At 74.9% G+C, this 13,008-nt stretch carries 15 protein-coding genes; 7 read left to right on the forward strand and 8 right to left on the reverse strand.

The window, feature by feature from the left end; genetic code table 11:
* Positions 1–74 precede the first annotated feature (74 nt).
* Positions 75–668 carry a cadmium resistance transporter gene (locus OG559_RS21615; protein WP_405106373.1) on the reverse strand — a complete coding sequence of 198 codons (594 nt, stop codon included), beginning with the start codon at positions 666–668 and terminating at the stop codon, positions 75–77.
* A gap of 208 nt (positions 669–876) precedes the next feature.
* Between OG559_RS21615 and OG559_RS21620 the strand changes: the two genes are divergently transcribed.
* The 3 genes from OG559_RS21620 to OG559_RS21630 all read left to right on the forward strand — a co-directional run bounded on the left by OG559_RS21620 (position 877) and on the right by OG559_RS21630 (position 4,047).
* The gene (locus OG559_RS21620; protein WP_007462679.1) at positions 877–1,104 is read left to right on the forward strand and encodes a helix-turn-helix domain-containing protein; all 228 of its coding nucleotides are present in this window, start codon (positions 877–879) and stop codon (positions 1,102–1,104) included.
* Positions 1,105–1,150: 46 nt separating this feature from the next.
* Positions 1,151–1,918 (forward strand): enoyl-CoA hydratase/isomerase family protein, encoded by a 768-nt coding sequence (locus OG559_RS21625; protein WP_405106375.1) that lies wholly within the window; start codon positions 1,151–1,153, stop codon positions 1,916–1,918.
* A gap of 149 nt (positions 1,919–2,067) precedes the next feature.
* A complete protein-coding gene (locus OG559_RS21630; protein ID WP_405106377.1) occupies positions 2,068–4,047 on the forward strand; it encodes an ABC transporter ATP-binding protein in 1,980 nt (659 codons plus the stop codon).
* Between the two features lie 34 nt (positions 4,048–4,081).
* Here the strand turns inward: OG559_RS21630 and mug are convergent, their stop codons facing one another.
* From mug to OG559_RS21660, 6 genes are all read right to left on the reverse strand, one after another.
* Positions 4,082–4,609, reverse strand: a complete 528-nt coding sequence (mug, locus tag OG559_RS21635; protein ID WP_405106379.1) for a G/U mismatch-specific DNA glycosylase — start codon at positions 4,607–4,609, stop codon at positions 4,082–4,084.
* Between the two features lie 224 nt (positions 4,610–4,833).
* Entirely contained in the window at positions 4,834–5,595 is a 762-nt protein-coding gene (locus OG559_RS21640; protein ID WP_405106381.1) for an SDR family oxidoreductase, read from the reverse strand.
* A gap of 33 nt (positions 5,596–5,628) precedes the next feature.
* Entirely contained in the window at positions 5,629–6,111 is a 483-nt protein-coding gene (locus OG559_RS21645) for a hypothetical protein (protein WP_405106383.1), read from the reverse strand.
* Positions 6,108–7,019, reverse strand: a complete 912-nt coding sequence (locus OG559_RS21650; protein WP_405106385.1) for a DUF692 domain-containing protein — start codon at positions 7,017–7,019, stop codon at positions 6,108–6,110. The genes OG559_RS21645 and OG559_RS21650 overlap by 4 nt, the downstream gene beginning before the upstream one ends.
* Entirely contained in the window at positions 7,016–7,933 is a 918-nt protein-coding gene (locus tag OG559_RS21655) for a TIGR04222 domain-containing membrane protein (RefSeq protein WP_405106387.1), read from the reverse strand. The genes OG559_RS21650 and OG559_RS21655 overlap by 4 nt, the downstream gene beginning before the upstream one ends.
* 114 nt (positions 7,934–8,047) lie before the next feature.
* Positions 8,048–8,620, reverse strand: coding sequence for a TetR/AcrR family transcriptional regulator (locus tag OG559_RS21660; RefSeq protein ID WP_405106389.1), 573 nt, complete (start codon positions 8,618–8,620; stop codon positions 8,048–8,050).
* 147 nt (positions 8,621–8,767) lie between these two features.
* Between OG559_RS21660 and OG559_RS21665 the strand changes: the two genes are divergently transcribed.
* From OG559_RS21665 to OG559_RS21675, 3 genes are all read left to right on the forward strand, one after another.
* On the forward strand, positions 8,768–9,631 hold the full coding sequence (locus tag OG559_RS21665) for a carbon-nitrogen hydrolase family protein (protein ID WP_405116859.1): 864 nt from the start codon (positions 8,768–8,770) through the stop codon (positions 9,629–9,631).
* Positions 9,632–9,695: 64 nt separating this feature from the next.
* Positions 9,696–10,340 carry an HAD family hydrolase gene (locus OG559_RS21670; RefSeq protein WP_405106391.1) on the forward strand — a complete coding sequence of 215 codons (645 nt, stop codon included), beginning with the start codon at positions 9,696–9,698 and terminating at the stop codon, positions 10,338–10,340.
* A 225-nt stretch (positions 10,341–10,565) separates the two neighbouring features.
* Complete coding sequence (locus OG559_RS21675) at positions 10,566–11,519, forward strand: serine protein kinase RIO (RefSeq protein ID WP_405106393.1); 954 nt, start codon at positions 10,566–10,568, stop codon at positions 11,517–11,519.
* A 52-nt stretch (positions 11,520–11,571) separates the two neighbouring features.
* Here OG559_RS21675 and OG559_RS21680 read toward each other — a convergent pair whose 3' ends face one another.
* The gene (locus tag OG559_RS21680; protein WP_350888148.1) at positions 11,572–11,817 is read right to left on the reverse strand and encodes a DUF2630 family protein; all 246 of its coding nucleotides are present in this window, start codon (positions 11,815–11,817) and stop codon (positions 11,572–11,574) included.
* A gap of 104 nt (positions 11,818–11,921) precedes the next feature.
* Between OG559_RS21680 and OG559_RS21685 the strand changes: the two genes are divergently transcribed.
* Positions 11,922–12,839 carry a GNAT family N-acetyltransferase gene (locus OG559_RS21685; protein WP_405106395.1) on the forward strand — a complete coding sequence of 306 codons (918 nt, stop codon included), beginning with the start codon at positions 11,922–11,924 and terminating at the stop codon, positions 12,837–12,839.
* Positions 12,840–13,008 lie beyond the last annotated feature (169 nt).

Raw genomic sequence — 13,008 nt, forward strand, 5'->3', positions numbered from 1 at the left:
AGTGCTGGGCGGAAAGCGACTTTACGCACCTTTCGCGAAGTGCCGCACTCCATGACCTCCCGGCGGGGCGGGGGTCAGGCGGTCAACTGGGTCAGCACGCCGGAGCTGACCAGGATCACCACGCCGATGGCGACGAAGACGGCCGGGACCAGCCAGTGGCCGGCCCGGCCGACCAGCCGGACCACCGCCGGGTGGCCGCCGAGGCCGGCGGCGACCGCGCACCACAGCCCGACCAGCGCGGCGAACACCACCAGCCAGACCAGTCCGTCGACCGGGTCGAGGGCGCGGAACACCGGCACGTACACGGCGATGTTGTCGGCGCCGTTGGCGATCGTCACCCCGGTCACGCCCAGCAGCCCGCCGACCACGGCCGGCGGCTCGGCGTCGTCGCGCCGGGCCAACAGGGCGCGCACGCCGAGCGCGATCGGCAGCAGGCCGAGCAGGCCGGTCCACGGGTCGGGCACCACGAGCAGCCCGGCGGCGACCACCATGGCGGCGGTGACCAGCGCGCCGATGCCCAGGTACTGGCCGCCGACGATGTGCCACGGCCGGGGCCGCCCGGTGCTCCGGGCTGCCACGAAGAGCACGGTCAGCACGATGACGTCGTCGACGTTGGTGGCGGCGAACACCAGCGCCGCGGCGGCCGCGGTCGCGATCAGGTCGGTCACGCCAGGCAGGGTACGGCCGCCGCTCGCCCGCCCCGGCCGCCGCCCGCAGGGGCACCGTCAGCCGTCCGCAACCGTCACCCTATCGGTTAACCGACACTGCATAGCGTGTCGGTTGGCGAATAGTTGATATCTGGCGCATGATCGTTCGAGGCGGTCTAATAGGTGGGACCGTATCCGAACCGCACAGTCTGGGACGTGAGGAATCAGCATGGCAGCCACTGGCACAGCCACCAGCACTGAGAAGGGTCGCCGGATCGTCGGAGCCGAGCGTCAGACGCTCGCCAAGGACCTGGTAAAGCGGTACACCTCGGGGGAGAGCATCCGCGCGCTCGCGGCCTCCACCGGGCGTTCCTACGGGTTCATCCACCGGGTGCTCACCGAATCCGGCGTCCAGCTGCGTCAACGCGGCGGCGCCCGGCGTCGCAAGAAGGCGTGACCCGCCCACCGACGTCGTCCACCAGCGCCGTCCCCCGGGCCGCCCGGTGACCCCCGGCGCGGCCGGGGTACGACTCGACTGCGACGGGCCGGTCGCGACGGTCACGTTGTGCCGGCCCGACGTGCTCAACGCCCAGACCCCGGCGATGTGGCGCGCGATGAGCGACTTCTCCCGCGACCTGCCCGGTGACGTGCGGGTCGTCGTCGTGCGCGGCGAGGGGCGGGCGTTCTCCGCCGGTCTCGACCTGTCGGTGGCCGGTGCCTCCGGCCCGGGCTCCTTCGCCGAGCTGGCCACCCTGCCCGAGCAGGAGTGCGCCGACCGGATCGCGGAGTTCCAGGGCGGCTTCACCTGGCTTCATCGGCCAGACGTGATCTCGGTGGCGGCCGTGCAGGGGCACGCCATCGGCGCCGGGTTCCAGCTCGCGCTCGCCTGCGACCTGCGGGTGCTGGCCACCGATGCCAAGGTCTCCATGGCCGAGGTGACCCTGGGCCTCGTCCCCGACCTGGCCGGCACCAAGCGGCTGGTCGAGCTGGTCGGCTACGCCCGCGCCCTGGAGATCTGCGCCACCGGCCGGCGGATGGACGCCGCTGAGGCCGACCGGCTCGGGCTGGCCACCCTGGTGGTGCCGAACGCCGAGCTGGATGCCGCTGTGCGTGACCTCACCGCCGGTCTGCTCGCCAACGACCGGAACGCCGTGGTGGAGATCAAGGCGCTGCTCGCCGGCGCCGCCGGCCGGTCCCACGCCGAGCAGCAGCGGGCCGAGCGGGAGGCCCAGACCCGCCGCCTCCGAGACCTCGCCGGCCGCGGCGAATAGCCGCGCCGCGCAGGCCGGAACGGTCTCGCCGGGCGGTCCGGACAGTAAGGACTGCCCGGGAAGAATCGGGTTACGGCCGAGGTTGTCGTAGGCGTCGGGAGAATCGACCTGACGGCACGAGTCCGCCCACGACCCGGAGGTGACGCGCGATGTCTGACGGCGGCATGGCCGGCTGGAACATGATCCGATCGATGCGTAACCGGGACGAGGTCTCCGCCCACCGGCTCAAGAGCGGCACCGCCCGGCGGATCGTCGAGTTCGCCCGGCCCTACCGGCGGGACATGGTCGTCTTCCTGGTCACCGTGGTGATCGCCGCGGTGATCGGCGTCGCCACCCCGGTGCTTGCCGGTGACGTGATCAACGCGATCAGCCGCAGTGGCCCGGACGCCGGGTCGACCGTGGTCCGGCTGGCCCTGGTCATCGCCGCCCTGGCGGTCGCCGACGCGCTCTTCTCGCTGGCCCAGCGGTGGTACTCGGCCCGGATCGGCGAGGGGATCATCCTCGACCTGCGGACCCGGGTCTACGACCACGTCCAGCGGATGCCGCTGCAGTTCTTCACCCGCACCCAGACCGGCGCGTTGGTCAGTCGGCTCAACAACGACGTGATGGGGGCGCAGCGGGCGTTCACCTCCACCCTCTCCGGGGTGGTCAGCAACGTCATCCAGCTGGTGCTCACCGCCGTGGTGATGCTGACCCTCTCCTGGCAGATCACCGTGCTGTCGCTGATCCTGCTGCCGATCTTCATCATCCCGGCCCGCCGGGTCGGCCGACGGCTGGCCGACATCACCCGCGAGTCGTACGACCTCAACGCCAAGATGAGCGCCACGATGACCGAGCGGTTCGGGGTGGCCGGGGCGCTGCTGGTCAAGCTGTTCGGCTCGCCCGACATGGAGGCGCGCCGGTTCGCCGGCCGGGCCGAGCGGGTCCGCGACATCGGCATCCAGTCAGCCATGTACTCCCGGACGTTCTTCGTGGCGATGCTGCTGGTCGCCTCGCTGGCCCAGGCGCTCACCTACGGCCTCGGCGGCTGGCTGGCGGTCACCGGCAGTGTCAGCGCCGGCACGGTGGTGACACTGGCGCTGCTGCTCACCCGCCTCTACGGCCCGCTGACCGCGCTGTCCAACGTCCGGGTGGACGTGATGAGCGCGCTGGTCTCCTTCGACCGGGTCTTCGAGGTGCTCGACCTGCGCCCCGGCATCGAGGAGAAGCCGGACGCCGTCGCCGTGCCACGCGGCAACGGCCGGGTCGAGTTCCACGACGTCCGGTTCCGCTACCCGAGCGCCGCCGAGGTGTCGCTGGCCTCCCTCGAGGAGGTCACCACGCTGGACCGCACCGTCAACGAGCCGGTGCTCAAGGGCGTCTCGTTCGCCGTGGAGCCGGGCCAGATGGTGGCCCTGGTCGGCCCGTCCGGCGCCGGCAAGTCCACCCTGTCCATGCTGATCTCCCGGATCTACGACGTCAGCGACGGCCAGGTGCTGGTCGGTGGGGTAGACGTCCGGGACGCCACGCTCGCCTCGCTGCGCGACGAGATCGGCGTGGTAACCCAGGACTCCCACCTCTTCCACGAGACGATCGCCGAGAACCTGCGTTACGCCAAACCGGATGCCACCGACGACGAGATCTGGGCGGCCCTCGCGGGGGCGCAGGTCGCCGACCTGGTCCGGTCGTTGCCCGACGGGCTGGCAACCACCGTGGGCGAGCGGGGGTACCGCTTCTCCGGCGGCGAGAAGCAGCGCATCGCGATCGCCCGGCTGCTGCTCAAGGCCCCGTCGATCGTGATCCTCGACGAGGCGACCGCGCACCTGGACTCGGAGAGTGAGGCGGCGGTGCAGCGGGCCCTGTCGGTGGCGCTGACCGGGCGTACCGCGTTGGTGATCGCGCACCGGTTCTCCACCGTCCGGGACGCCGACCAGATCCTGGTCCTCGACGAGGGCCGGATCATCGAGCGGGGCCGGCACGAGGAGTTGGTCGCTGTCGGCGGGCTCTACGCCGAGCTGTACCGCACCCAGTTCGCGTTGGCCGAGTCGCCCGCGCCGTACGTCGACGCGACCGGGCGGGAGACCGTGATCACCATGCCGATGGCCAACTACGTCGCCGACGAGGCGATGCCCCCGGCCACCGCCAACTGACCGGCCGTCCTGTCGGCCCGTCCTGTCGGCCGGGTCAGGCCGGGGCGGCGGTCGCGGCGCGTAGCTCGCCGAAGGCCACGCCCAGGGTCTCCGCCGTGAAGTGGGCGTTCAGCCCGCTCGGGTTGGGCAGCACCCACAGCCGGGCGTCGCCGAGCAGCGTCGGCTGCGGCCCGAAGGTCGCCTTCGGTCGACCGAACCCGATCCGGTACGCGGTCACCCTGACCACCGCCACCCAGGCAGGCCGGTGCCGCCGTACCTTGTCGGCCAGGATCTCCGCCCCGTCGACCAGCTCGGTGGCGGTCAGCTCGTCGGCCCGGGCGCTGGCCCGGGCCACCATGTTGGTGATGCCCAGCCCGTACCCGGGCAGCGCGTCCTGCTCGCTCGGGTGCAGCTGCCGGGGGGTGAAGCCGCCCTGGTGCAGGGCCGGCCAGAACCGGTTGCCGGGCCGGGCGAAGTGCCAGCCGGTCGCCGCCGACCAGAGCCCGGGGTTGATCCCGACGAAGAGCACGGCCAGCCCCGGCGCGATGACGTCGGGGATGACCCGGTCCGCCGCGGCGGCCAACTCCTCCCGCGTCGGCCGCCGGCCCCGGTCCGCCCCGCCGGCCCTGGCCGGGGCCGCTCCGGCGGGCTTCGCTCCGGTCGGGGCGGATCCGCTCAGCGTCGGTCCGGTCGGCTTCGCTCCGGCGGGCTTCGCTCCGGTCGGGGCGGGTCCGCTCAGCGTCGGTCCGGTCGGTGTCGGGGAGGTCGGCGTCGGCTCCCGGCTGGGCCCGGGGGCGCGGGCGGGCATCAGAGGCCGCGCAGCGCGCCGCCGTCGACCGGGAGGGTGATCCCGGTCAGGTAGCCGGCGGCGGGGGAGAGGACGAACGCGGCGACCCGGCCGAACTCCGCCGGCTCGCCGATGCGGCGCAGTGGGATGCCGGCCTCGGCCTCGGCCCGGGCCCGCCCCGCATCCCCGGAGGCGGCGAGCAGCTCCCGGTTCCGGTCGGTCATGATCCGCCCCGGGAGCAGGCCGACGACCCGCACGCCCCGGGGGCCGTACTCGTCGGCCATGTCCTTGGCCACCCCGGCCAGGCCCGGCCGAAGCCCGTTGGAGATGCCCAGCCCGGCCAGTGGGCTGCGCACCGAGCTGGACAGGACCAGCCCGATCGCGCCACCGTCGGACAGCCCGGCGGCGACCGTCCGGGCGGTGCGGACGGTGCCGAGGAAGACGGTCTCGAAGGACTCGCGCCACTGCGCGTCGGTCGCCCCGGCCGCCGTGCCCGGGGGTGGGCCGCCGACCGACACCAGCGCGCCGTCGAGTCGGCCGAAGTGTTCCCGGGCGGCGGCGACCAGCCGGTCGGGGGTGGCCGGGTCGGCCAGGTCGGCGGCCAGCCCGATGGCCCGTTCCGGGCCGCCGAGCCGCTGCACCGCCTCGGCCACCCGCTCGGGGGCCCGGGCGGAGACGACCACCCGCGCCCCGTCGGCGACGAGACACTCGGCGGTGGCGAAGCCCAGTCCGCGCGAGGCGCCGGTCAGCACGTACACCCGGTCGGTGAGTCCCAGATCCATGGGACCGATCCTGCCGTACGACGCGGGAGTCGGTCAGCGACGGGCCGGGCGGAGCAGGCGTACCCGGCCGGCGAGCTGCACCGCGACGGCGCCGCCGGTGCGGGCCACGGCCGGCAGCCGGCGGCGGCGCGGCGCCCCCGCGCCGTCGTAACGGCTGGCCGCTTCCCGGGCGGCCAGTTCCTCGGCGCCCAGCGGCGGCAGCTGGCCCCGTTCGCGCAGCTCCCGGGCCAGGTCCCAGCCGTCGCGCAACGAGCCGTTGGTGGGCCGGCCGGCGGCCCATCCGGTGAACGTAGCCGGCCAGGCCGCACCGAGGCCGGCGGCGAGCAGTGGCCAGTGCCGGGCCACGTCGCCGGCCCGCTTGCGCAGCAGGGCCCGGCGGGCGGCATCGACCGGCCCCGGGGCGAACCCGGGCGGCAGTGGTCCGCCCGCGACCAGGGTCGCCACCAGCTCGGCCTGCCGGGCGGCCAGGGTGCCGGGCCGGTGGGACGCAGCGGGGTGGCCCCGGTCGTCGCTCACGTCACCACCGGGTACCCGGACGCGGCGGCGATCGCGTCCAGTTCGGCGCGCAGCTCCGGCGCGGGCGGCCAGCGGCCGTCGCGCTCCAGCAGCAGCGCCGGTGGGCGGTGCCGGGCGCACAGCGCGCCGACCAGGTCGAGCACGACCGGCGGCACCGGGTCGGTGTGCGTGTCGTGGTAGAAGCCGCCCTGCTCGGCGCCGCCGGCGACGTGCACGTACGCGACCCGGTCCAGCGGCAGCCGATCCAGCAGGGCGAGCGGGTCCGTGCCCCGGTTGCGGGCGTTGGCGTGCACGTTGGCGATGTCCAACAGCAGCGTCGCGCCGGTGGCGTCCAGGATCTCGGTGAGGAAGTCCGCCTCGTCCAGCTCGTCGTCCGGCCAGTCGAACAGCGCCGCGATCGGCTCCAACGCCAGCGGCACCGGTAGCTCGGCCTGCGCCCGGCGGACGTTTGCCACCACCGCGGCGACGGCCTCTCGGCTGCGCGGCAGCGGCAGCAGGTGACCGGCCTCCAGCCCGCCGGCCCGGACGAAGGCGATGTGCTCGCTGACCAGCGGTGCCCCGACCAGTTCGGCCACCCGCGCCAGGTGGGCGACCCGGGCCGGGTTGACCGGCTCCGCGCCGCCGAGGGAGAGCCGCACACCGTGCGGTACGACGGTGACGCCGCGCTCGACCAGTTCGGCGAGACCGGCCGGCGGCGGCCCCTGCGGGGCGACGGCCTCCGCCACCACCTCGACGAACCGCAGCCCCGGCAGCTCGGCCACGAACCCGGCGATCTCCGGCCGCCAACCGATGCCGACCCCGGTGGGACCCGGGCCGCCCCCGGCCGCCTCGCCCGCGCCGGCCGCGTCCCGGCCCGCCTCGGCCACCCAGGCGCCCGGGTCGGTCGTGGCGGTTCCCGGGTCGGTCATCCGCCGCACCCGCCTCCGCCTCCGCACCCGCCCCCGCCGCCGCAGGAGCTGCCACCGCTGCACGAGCTCCCCCCGCCGCTGCATGAGGTACCGCCGCTGGAGTTGCCACCGGAGGAGAGCGCCTGCCGCTGGATCTCGGCCTGCTCGGCGAAGCCCGGGTCCATCGCCCAGAGCGAGGCGGTGCCGAACAGGGCGACGCCCAGCGCCGCGCCGGCCGCTCCGTAGGTGGCGTAGGCCGGGGCGGAATCGGGGGCGAGGTGCAGGTTGCGCCGGCGCAGCTCGCGCAGGGCGACGTCGGCGGCCCGGGTCCGCCAGGGCACCCGGGCGATCAGCGCGGCGGCGACGGCCAGCGGAATCAGGGCGAGGATCAGGAAGCCGACCGGGTGGTCGTTGGCCAGCCCGGCGACGACCCGGGCAACGCCGAGCAGCACGAGTGAGAGCAGCAGGAACGACCCGCGTCGGGCGGAGAGCCGCTGCGCCTGCGTCAGCGCCAGGCCCTGCCGCTGCAGGCCGTCACGCAGCTGTTCGAGCGCCCGCAGCACCCACCCGTCGCGGCCCAGCTCGCTGGCGTACAGGTTGCGGCTGGCGGCGTGGTGGACCGCCCGGTCCAGCGGGGTGGACCCGGCCGGCAGTTGGCTGCCGACCGCCAGCCGCCGGTTGGGCTGGACGCCGATGATCCCGGTGCCGCGCAGGCCGCTGACCGAGGCCCAGATCGCGAGCTGGTTGCCGCCGTTGAGGAAGGCCACCTGCTGGGGACCGAGCTGGCTGACGTCGGCGGCCGGAGGGCCGGCGAGGATCCGGCGCCGGTGCACGATCGAGCCGACGACGACCACGAGGGCCGCCAGCAGGTAGACCCAGAGGAAGGTGGGACCGGAGATGCCCCAGGTGTCGCCGGGCGCCGCGATGACGGTCATGCTGCTCTCCTGTCGCGCGAGGGAACGCGGCCCCATTGTGGAACAGGCCCGCCACGGGCGGCCTCGGCCGGGGAGCGCAGTTACCGGACCGAGACCGGGCCGGGCGGGTGCCGGTCAGCGGCGACGGACGGCCTCCTCGACCAGGTCGAGCACCGGGCCGAGGTCGCCGGCCGGGCGCCCCATCGCCAGGTGCAGCACCAGGCCGTCGTAGGCGAGTTCGAGGAACTGGGCCAGCACGTCGATCGGCACGTCCTCGCGGAGCACGCCGGCCTCCCGCTGGCGGATCAACCGCTCCCGGGTGGCCTCGGCGATGGCGGCGGAGCGCTCGGCCCAGCGCCGGGCGAACGCGGGGTCGGTGCGCAACCGCCGGGACACCTCCAGCTGGCTGCCCAGCCAGCCGGTGGTGTCGGGCGAGACGGCCCGGGCCAGCAGGTCCCGCATCACCTGGACCAGGCCGTTGCGGGCGACCGTCTCCACCATGGCCGCCGCGTCGTCCTCGGCCACCGCCAGGAAGAGCGAGTCCTTGTCCCGGAAGTGGTGGAAGATGGCGCCGCGGGAGAGCCCGGTGGCCTCCTCGAGCCGCCGGACCGTGGCGCCCTCGTACCCGTGCCGGGCGAAACACGCCCGGGCCGCGGTGAGGATCTCCTGCCGGCGGGCGTCGAGCTGGTCCTGACTTACTCTGGGCACGGCACTGATCGTGTCAGGTGCCCGGACGCTCTGCAAACCGTACGTACGGCTTGGAGGCGGTGGCGGGAGGTCGCCCGCAGCGGCGACGGGTGCCGGCGGGCCGCGCGCGATGATCGACCGCCTGCGGCCGGTTACGATCGCCCGGTGATGACACCCCCCGCCGCCCCCGCCCCCGTCGCGCCGCTGGCCGTGGCGGCCGTCCAAGCCGACCCGGTGCCCGGGGATGTCGCCGGCAACGCCATCACCGCCGCCCGGCTCACCGGCCGGGCCGTCGCCGAGGGCGCGCGGGTGGTGGTGCTGCCGGAGCTGTTCCTGCCCGCGTACCACCTGCCGACGCTGGCCGCCGATCCGGCCGGCACCGACCTCGCGGCGGCCGGGGACGGCACGGTGGACGACGCCCGGCTCGACCCGCTGCGGGCCGCGGCCCGCGACGGCGCCGCGGTCGTGGTGGTCGGCGCGGCGGTCCGGCACCCGGACGGCCGGCGGACCGTCTCCGCCCTGGTCGTCGACCGCGGCGGCGTCGCCCACGTGGCGTACGACAAGCAGCAGCTCTGGGGCGACGAGCGCGAGCTGTTCCAGCCCGGCCGGCGTGGGGCGACCCTGCTCGTCGACGACTGGCGGTTCGGTCTGGGCATCTGCTACGACGGCTGCTTCCCCGAGCACGCCCGCGCCGCCGCGGCCGACGGGGCGCACGGCTACCTCTGCCCGAGTGGCTACCTCGCCGGCTCCGCCCACCGCAGGGACCTCTACTACGCGGCGCGGGCGCTGGACAACACCATGTTCGTCGTGTTCGCCAACGCCGTCGACGGGGTGGACCCGTGGCGGTTCAACGGCGGTGCGGCGGTCTACGACCCGGAGGGCCGGCCGCTGGCCCGGGGCGCGGACACCGGCGAGGACGTGCTGGTGGCCGTCCTCGACCCGGCGGTGCTCGTGGCCACCCGGGCGGAGCACTCCATGCTGGCCGATATTCCCGCCGACGCCGGGGCGGCCCGCGCGGCGCTGCGCGGCTGAGCTGACCGAGGTGGCCGCAGGCTGACCCTGTCGGCCGGTGGCTCCTCTGCCTTAAGGTGCCCGAGTGCCGTTGCTCCTGCTAAATCTGGACAACACCCTGCTCGACCGGGCCGGCCCGTTCCGTGTCTGGGGCGAGCGCTTCCTCGACGGTGTCGGCGCCCCGGCCACCGACATCGACTGGCTGCTGTCCGTCGACGCCGACGGGCTGACCGACCGTTGGGACGTCGCGGACGCGATCCGGGACCGGTACGGCCTGCTCATCCCCTCGATCGACCTGGTCGAGCAGCTGCACGACGGGGTGCTGGCCAACAGCCGCCTGGACCCGCTGGTGGCCTGCGCGCTGCGCATCGCCGACGGGGCCGGCTGGATGCCGGTGGTGGTCAGCAACGGCGCCGTACGCCAGCAGGGCGCGATGATCCGCCGAACCGGCCTCGACCGGTTTGTCGCCGACTGGGTGATCTCCGAGGAGGTCGGGGTCAGCAAGCCCAACCCGAGGATCTTCGCGCTGGCGGCCCGGCGGGTCCGGATGCCGCTGCACGGGGCCTGGGTGGTGGGGGACGGCCCGGAGGCGGACATCGGCGGGGCGGCGGCGGTGGGTCTGCCCAGCGTCTGGCTGCACCGGGGTCGGGCCTGGACGGACACCCGCTTCGCCCCGACGTTCACCGTGGACGGCCTGATCGCCGCCGTCGCTACGGTGCTCGCCGCCTGAGTCCTCCGGGCCGCGGCGGTGCGCCCGCCCGAGCCCCCCGTCGTCCGGGCCGGCGTCGGCGGGGCGGGTAAATCGGTTGCGAATCGGGTCGGCGCGGCCGAGCATGGTGCCGCGCGAGTGCGCAGCCGGGGTGTTCCCGGTCGAGGAGGGGAGGTCGGTCATGGCCGTCTTCGCAGGGCGTTTCCACCTGCCTCCACCAGCCTCGATCAAGGGATCACCAGCACAGTGCGTGACGATGACTTCCCGGCGCGCGGGCGCCGGACCCGCGGCAAGAGCCGCTTCGACGATGACGAACCGCAGTTCCTGAAGCGTGGTCGGCCCGCCGAGCCGGTCCTGACCGACCCGGACCACACCCCCGACGACGACACCCCCGGCGACCAGGCACCGAACGACGCCTGGTCGAGCTGGGACCGGGCCGTGCACGGCCCCGAGCCGCACCCGGCCTGGCTGGTCACCGAGCTGGCCGCCCGGGACACCGAGCTGGGCGTGCTCAAGACCGGCAAGGAGGCGGACGTCCACCTGGTCCGCCGCGCCGTGCCGGAGACCGACCGGTCCTGCCTGCTGGCGGTCAAGCGCTACCGGGATGCCCAGCACCGGCTGTTCCACCGGGACGCGGGCTACCTGGAGGGCCGCCGGGTGCGCCGGTCCCGGGAGAACCGGGCGATGGCCGGGCGGACCGCGTTCGGCCGGCAGATGATTGCCGGGCAGTGGGCCGCCGCCGAGTTCGCCGCCCTGTCTCAGCTCTGGGAGATCGGCGCGGCGCACGGCCGGATCGCCGTGCCGTACCCGGTGCAGCTGATCGGCACCGAGCTGATGCTGGAGTTCGTGGGGGACCCGGCCGAGGGGCGGGCGGCACCCCGGCTGGCGCAGTGTCGCCCCGAGCCGGCCGAGCTGCGCTCCCTGTGGGAGCAGCTCGTCGACGCACTGGTGGTGCTGGCCCGGGCCGGGCACGCGCACGGGGACCTGTCCCCGTACAACCTGCTGGTGCACGACGGGCGGCTGGTCATGATCGACCTGCCGCAGGTGGTCGACGTGGTGGCCAACCCGCAGGGCCCGGAGTTCCTGGCCCGGGACGTCCGGGTGGTGGCGGCCTGGTTCGCGGCGCGCGGCCTGCCGGCCGAGCGGACCGACCCGGCCGCCCTGACCGGGTTGTTGCTGCGCGAGGCCGGCATCCGCTGAGTGGGCCGTCGGCTCCGGGGACGGGCGGTGCGCCGTCCGTCCCCGGCGTCGGCTACTGCAGGTACCGCTCCACCTCCGGCCTGGGGCGTACCCCCGAGGCGTCGGGGTCGCCGTGGGTCTCGCGCGCGGCCCGCCGCCGGCGCAGCAGGTCCCAGCACTGGTCCAGGGACTCCTCCAGCGCGCGCAGCCGGTCCCGGTCGCCCTCGGTGCCGGACTCGTGGGCCTGCGCCGTCGAGCGGAGCCGGTGCTCCTCGTCGACCAGCTCGGAGATGCGGTTCAGAATGGTCTTGTCGTCCATGCCCTGAGCCTGGCACAGCGGCCGGGGGCGTGCCCGCCTCTCCGGCGCGCCGGAGAGGCGGGAGCTGTCGCGCGGGCCGGGCGGCTACGATACGTTGCCACACCATGACGCTCACCGTGCGGCCGTTCACCGATGCCGACACCGGCGCCGCCGTCGAGGTGCTCCGGGCGACCCATCCGCATCTGGTGGCCACCCCTGCGTTGATCCGCTGGCAGGTCGGCGGCGTCCGGGCCGCCGAGCGGTTCGGCGCCCTGGTGGCCGAGGGCGACGGCGTGCCGGTCGGGCTGGCGCGCACCGGGCTGCTGCACGAGAGCGCCGAGCCAGGGCTGGGGTTCGTCAATCTGGCGGTGCGCCCGGACCGGCGGGGCCGGGGGGCCGGGTCGGCCCTGCTCGCCGCCGCCGAGCGTCGGCTGGCCGGGCTCGGCGTCCGGACGGCGTACGCGACGGTCGCCGACGTGCCTGCGGACCTGGCCTTCGCCGGGCGGCGCGGCTACCGGCGGGGCTGGCGCTCCCGGCTGCTGGTCCGTGACCTGGCGGCGCCGCTGCCCCCGGCGCCGGTGCCGGCGCGGGGCGTCCGGGTGCTCAGCGCCGCCGACCTGCCCGACCCGCGCCCGCTGTACGTGGCTGACCTGGACGCGGCGCGAGACGAGCCGGGCGAGGTCGGGATGGACGAGATCGGGTACGCCGACTGGCTGGCCGCCTACTGGGACCGCCCCGACCTGGACCGGACGCTGACCACGGTGGCCGTGGTGGACGGGGAGGTGGCCGCGTTCACCGTGGCGCTGACCGACGGCCGGGACCGGCACCAGTCCGGGATGACCGGCACCCGGCAGGCGTACCGGCGGCGCGGCCTGGCCCGGCTCGTCAAGCACGCCGCCCTGGCCCGGGCCAGGGCAGCCGGTTTCCGCCACGCGGTGACGGTCAACGACGCCGGCAACGACGCGATGCTCGGCCTCAACGCCTGGCTCGGTTACCGGCCGGTCGCGGACCAGTGGCGCTACCGGCGGGATCTGCGCTGGTAGGAGGCCCACGCCGGTTCTTTTGTGGACTCGTCAAATTCTGTCCGCGAAAATTTCTCCCCTTGCCTATGGAGAAGTTGCCCTGCTCAATGGCATGCTCGGGCAGACCGTGACTTTGCACAGTCGTCCCGCGACGCATTGCGATAAGGGGAGCTCAACCAGCCGTGGCAAC

This window comes from Micromonospora sp. NBC_01405 (genome assembly GCF_045040155.1).
In the GTDB taxonomy this organism is placed as follows: Bacteria; Actinomycetota; Actinomycetes; order Mycobacteriales; family Micromonosporaceae; genus Micromonospora.

Bases quoted from the DNA above. Each gene is read 5' to 3' on its own strand.
- OG559_RS21665 (WP_405116859.1), top strand. From the start codon at position 8,768: ATGACACCCCCCGCCGCCCCCGCCCCCGTCGCGCCGCTGGCCGTGGCG.
- OG559_RS21650 (WP_405106385.1), bottom strand. From the start codon at position 7,019: ATGACCGACCCGGGAACCGCCACGACCGACCCGGGCGCCTGGGTGGCC.
- OG559_RS21680 (WP_350888148.1), bottom strand. From the start codon at position 11,817: ATGGACGACAAGACCATTCTGAACCGCATCTCCGAGCTGGTCGACGAG.
- OG559_RS21630 (WP_405106377.1), top strand. From the start codon at position 2,068: ATGTCTGACGGCGGCATGGCCGGCTGGAACATGATCCGATCGATGCGT.
- OG559_RS21685 (WP_405106395.1), top strand. From the start codon at position 11,922: ATGACGCTCACCGTGCGGCCGTTCACCGATGCCGACACCGGCGCCGCC.
- OG559_RS21640 (WP_405106381.1), bottom strand. From the start codon at position 5,595: ATGGATCTGGGACTCACCGACCGGGTGTACGTGCTGACCGGCGCCTCG.
- OG559_RS21620 (WP_007462679.1), top strand. From the start codon at position 877: ATGGCAGCCACTGGCACAGCCACCAGCACTGAGAAGGGTCGCCGGATC.
- OG559_RS21655 (WP_405106387.1), bottom strand. From the start codon at position 7,933: ATGACCGTCATCGCGGCGCCCGGCGACACCTGGGGCATCTCCGGTCCC.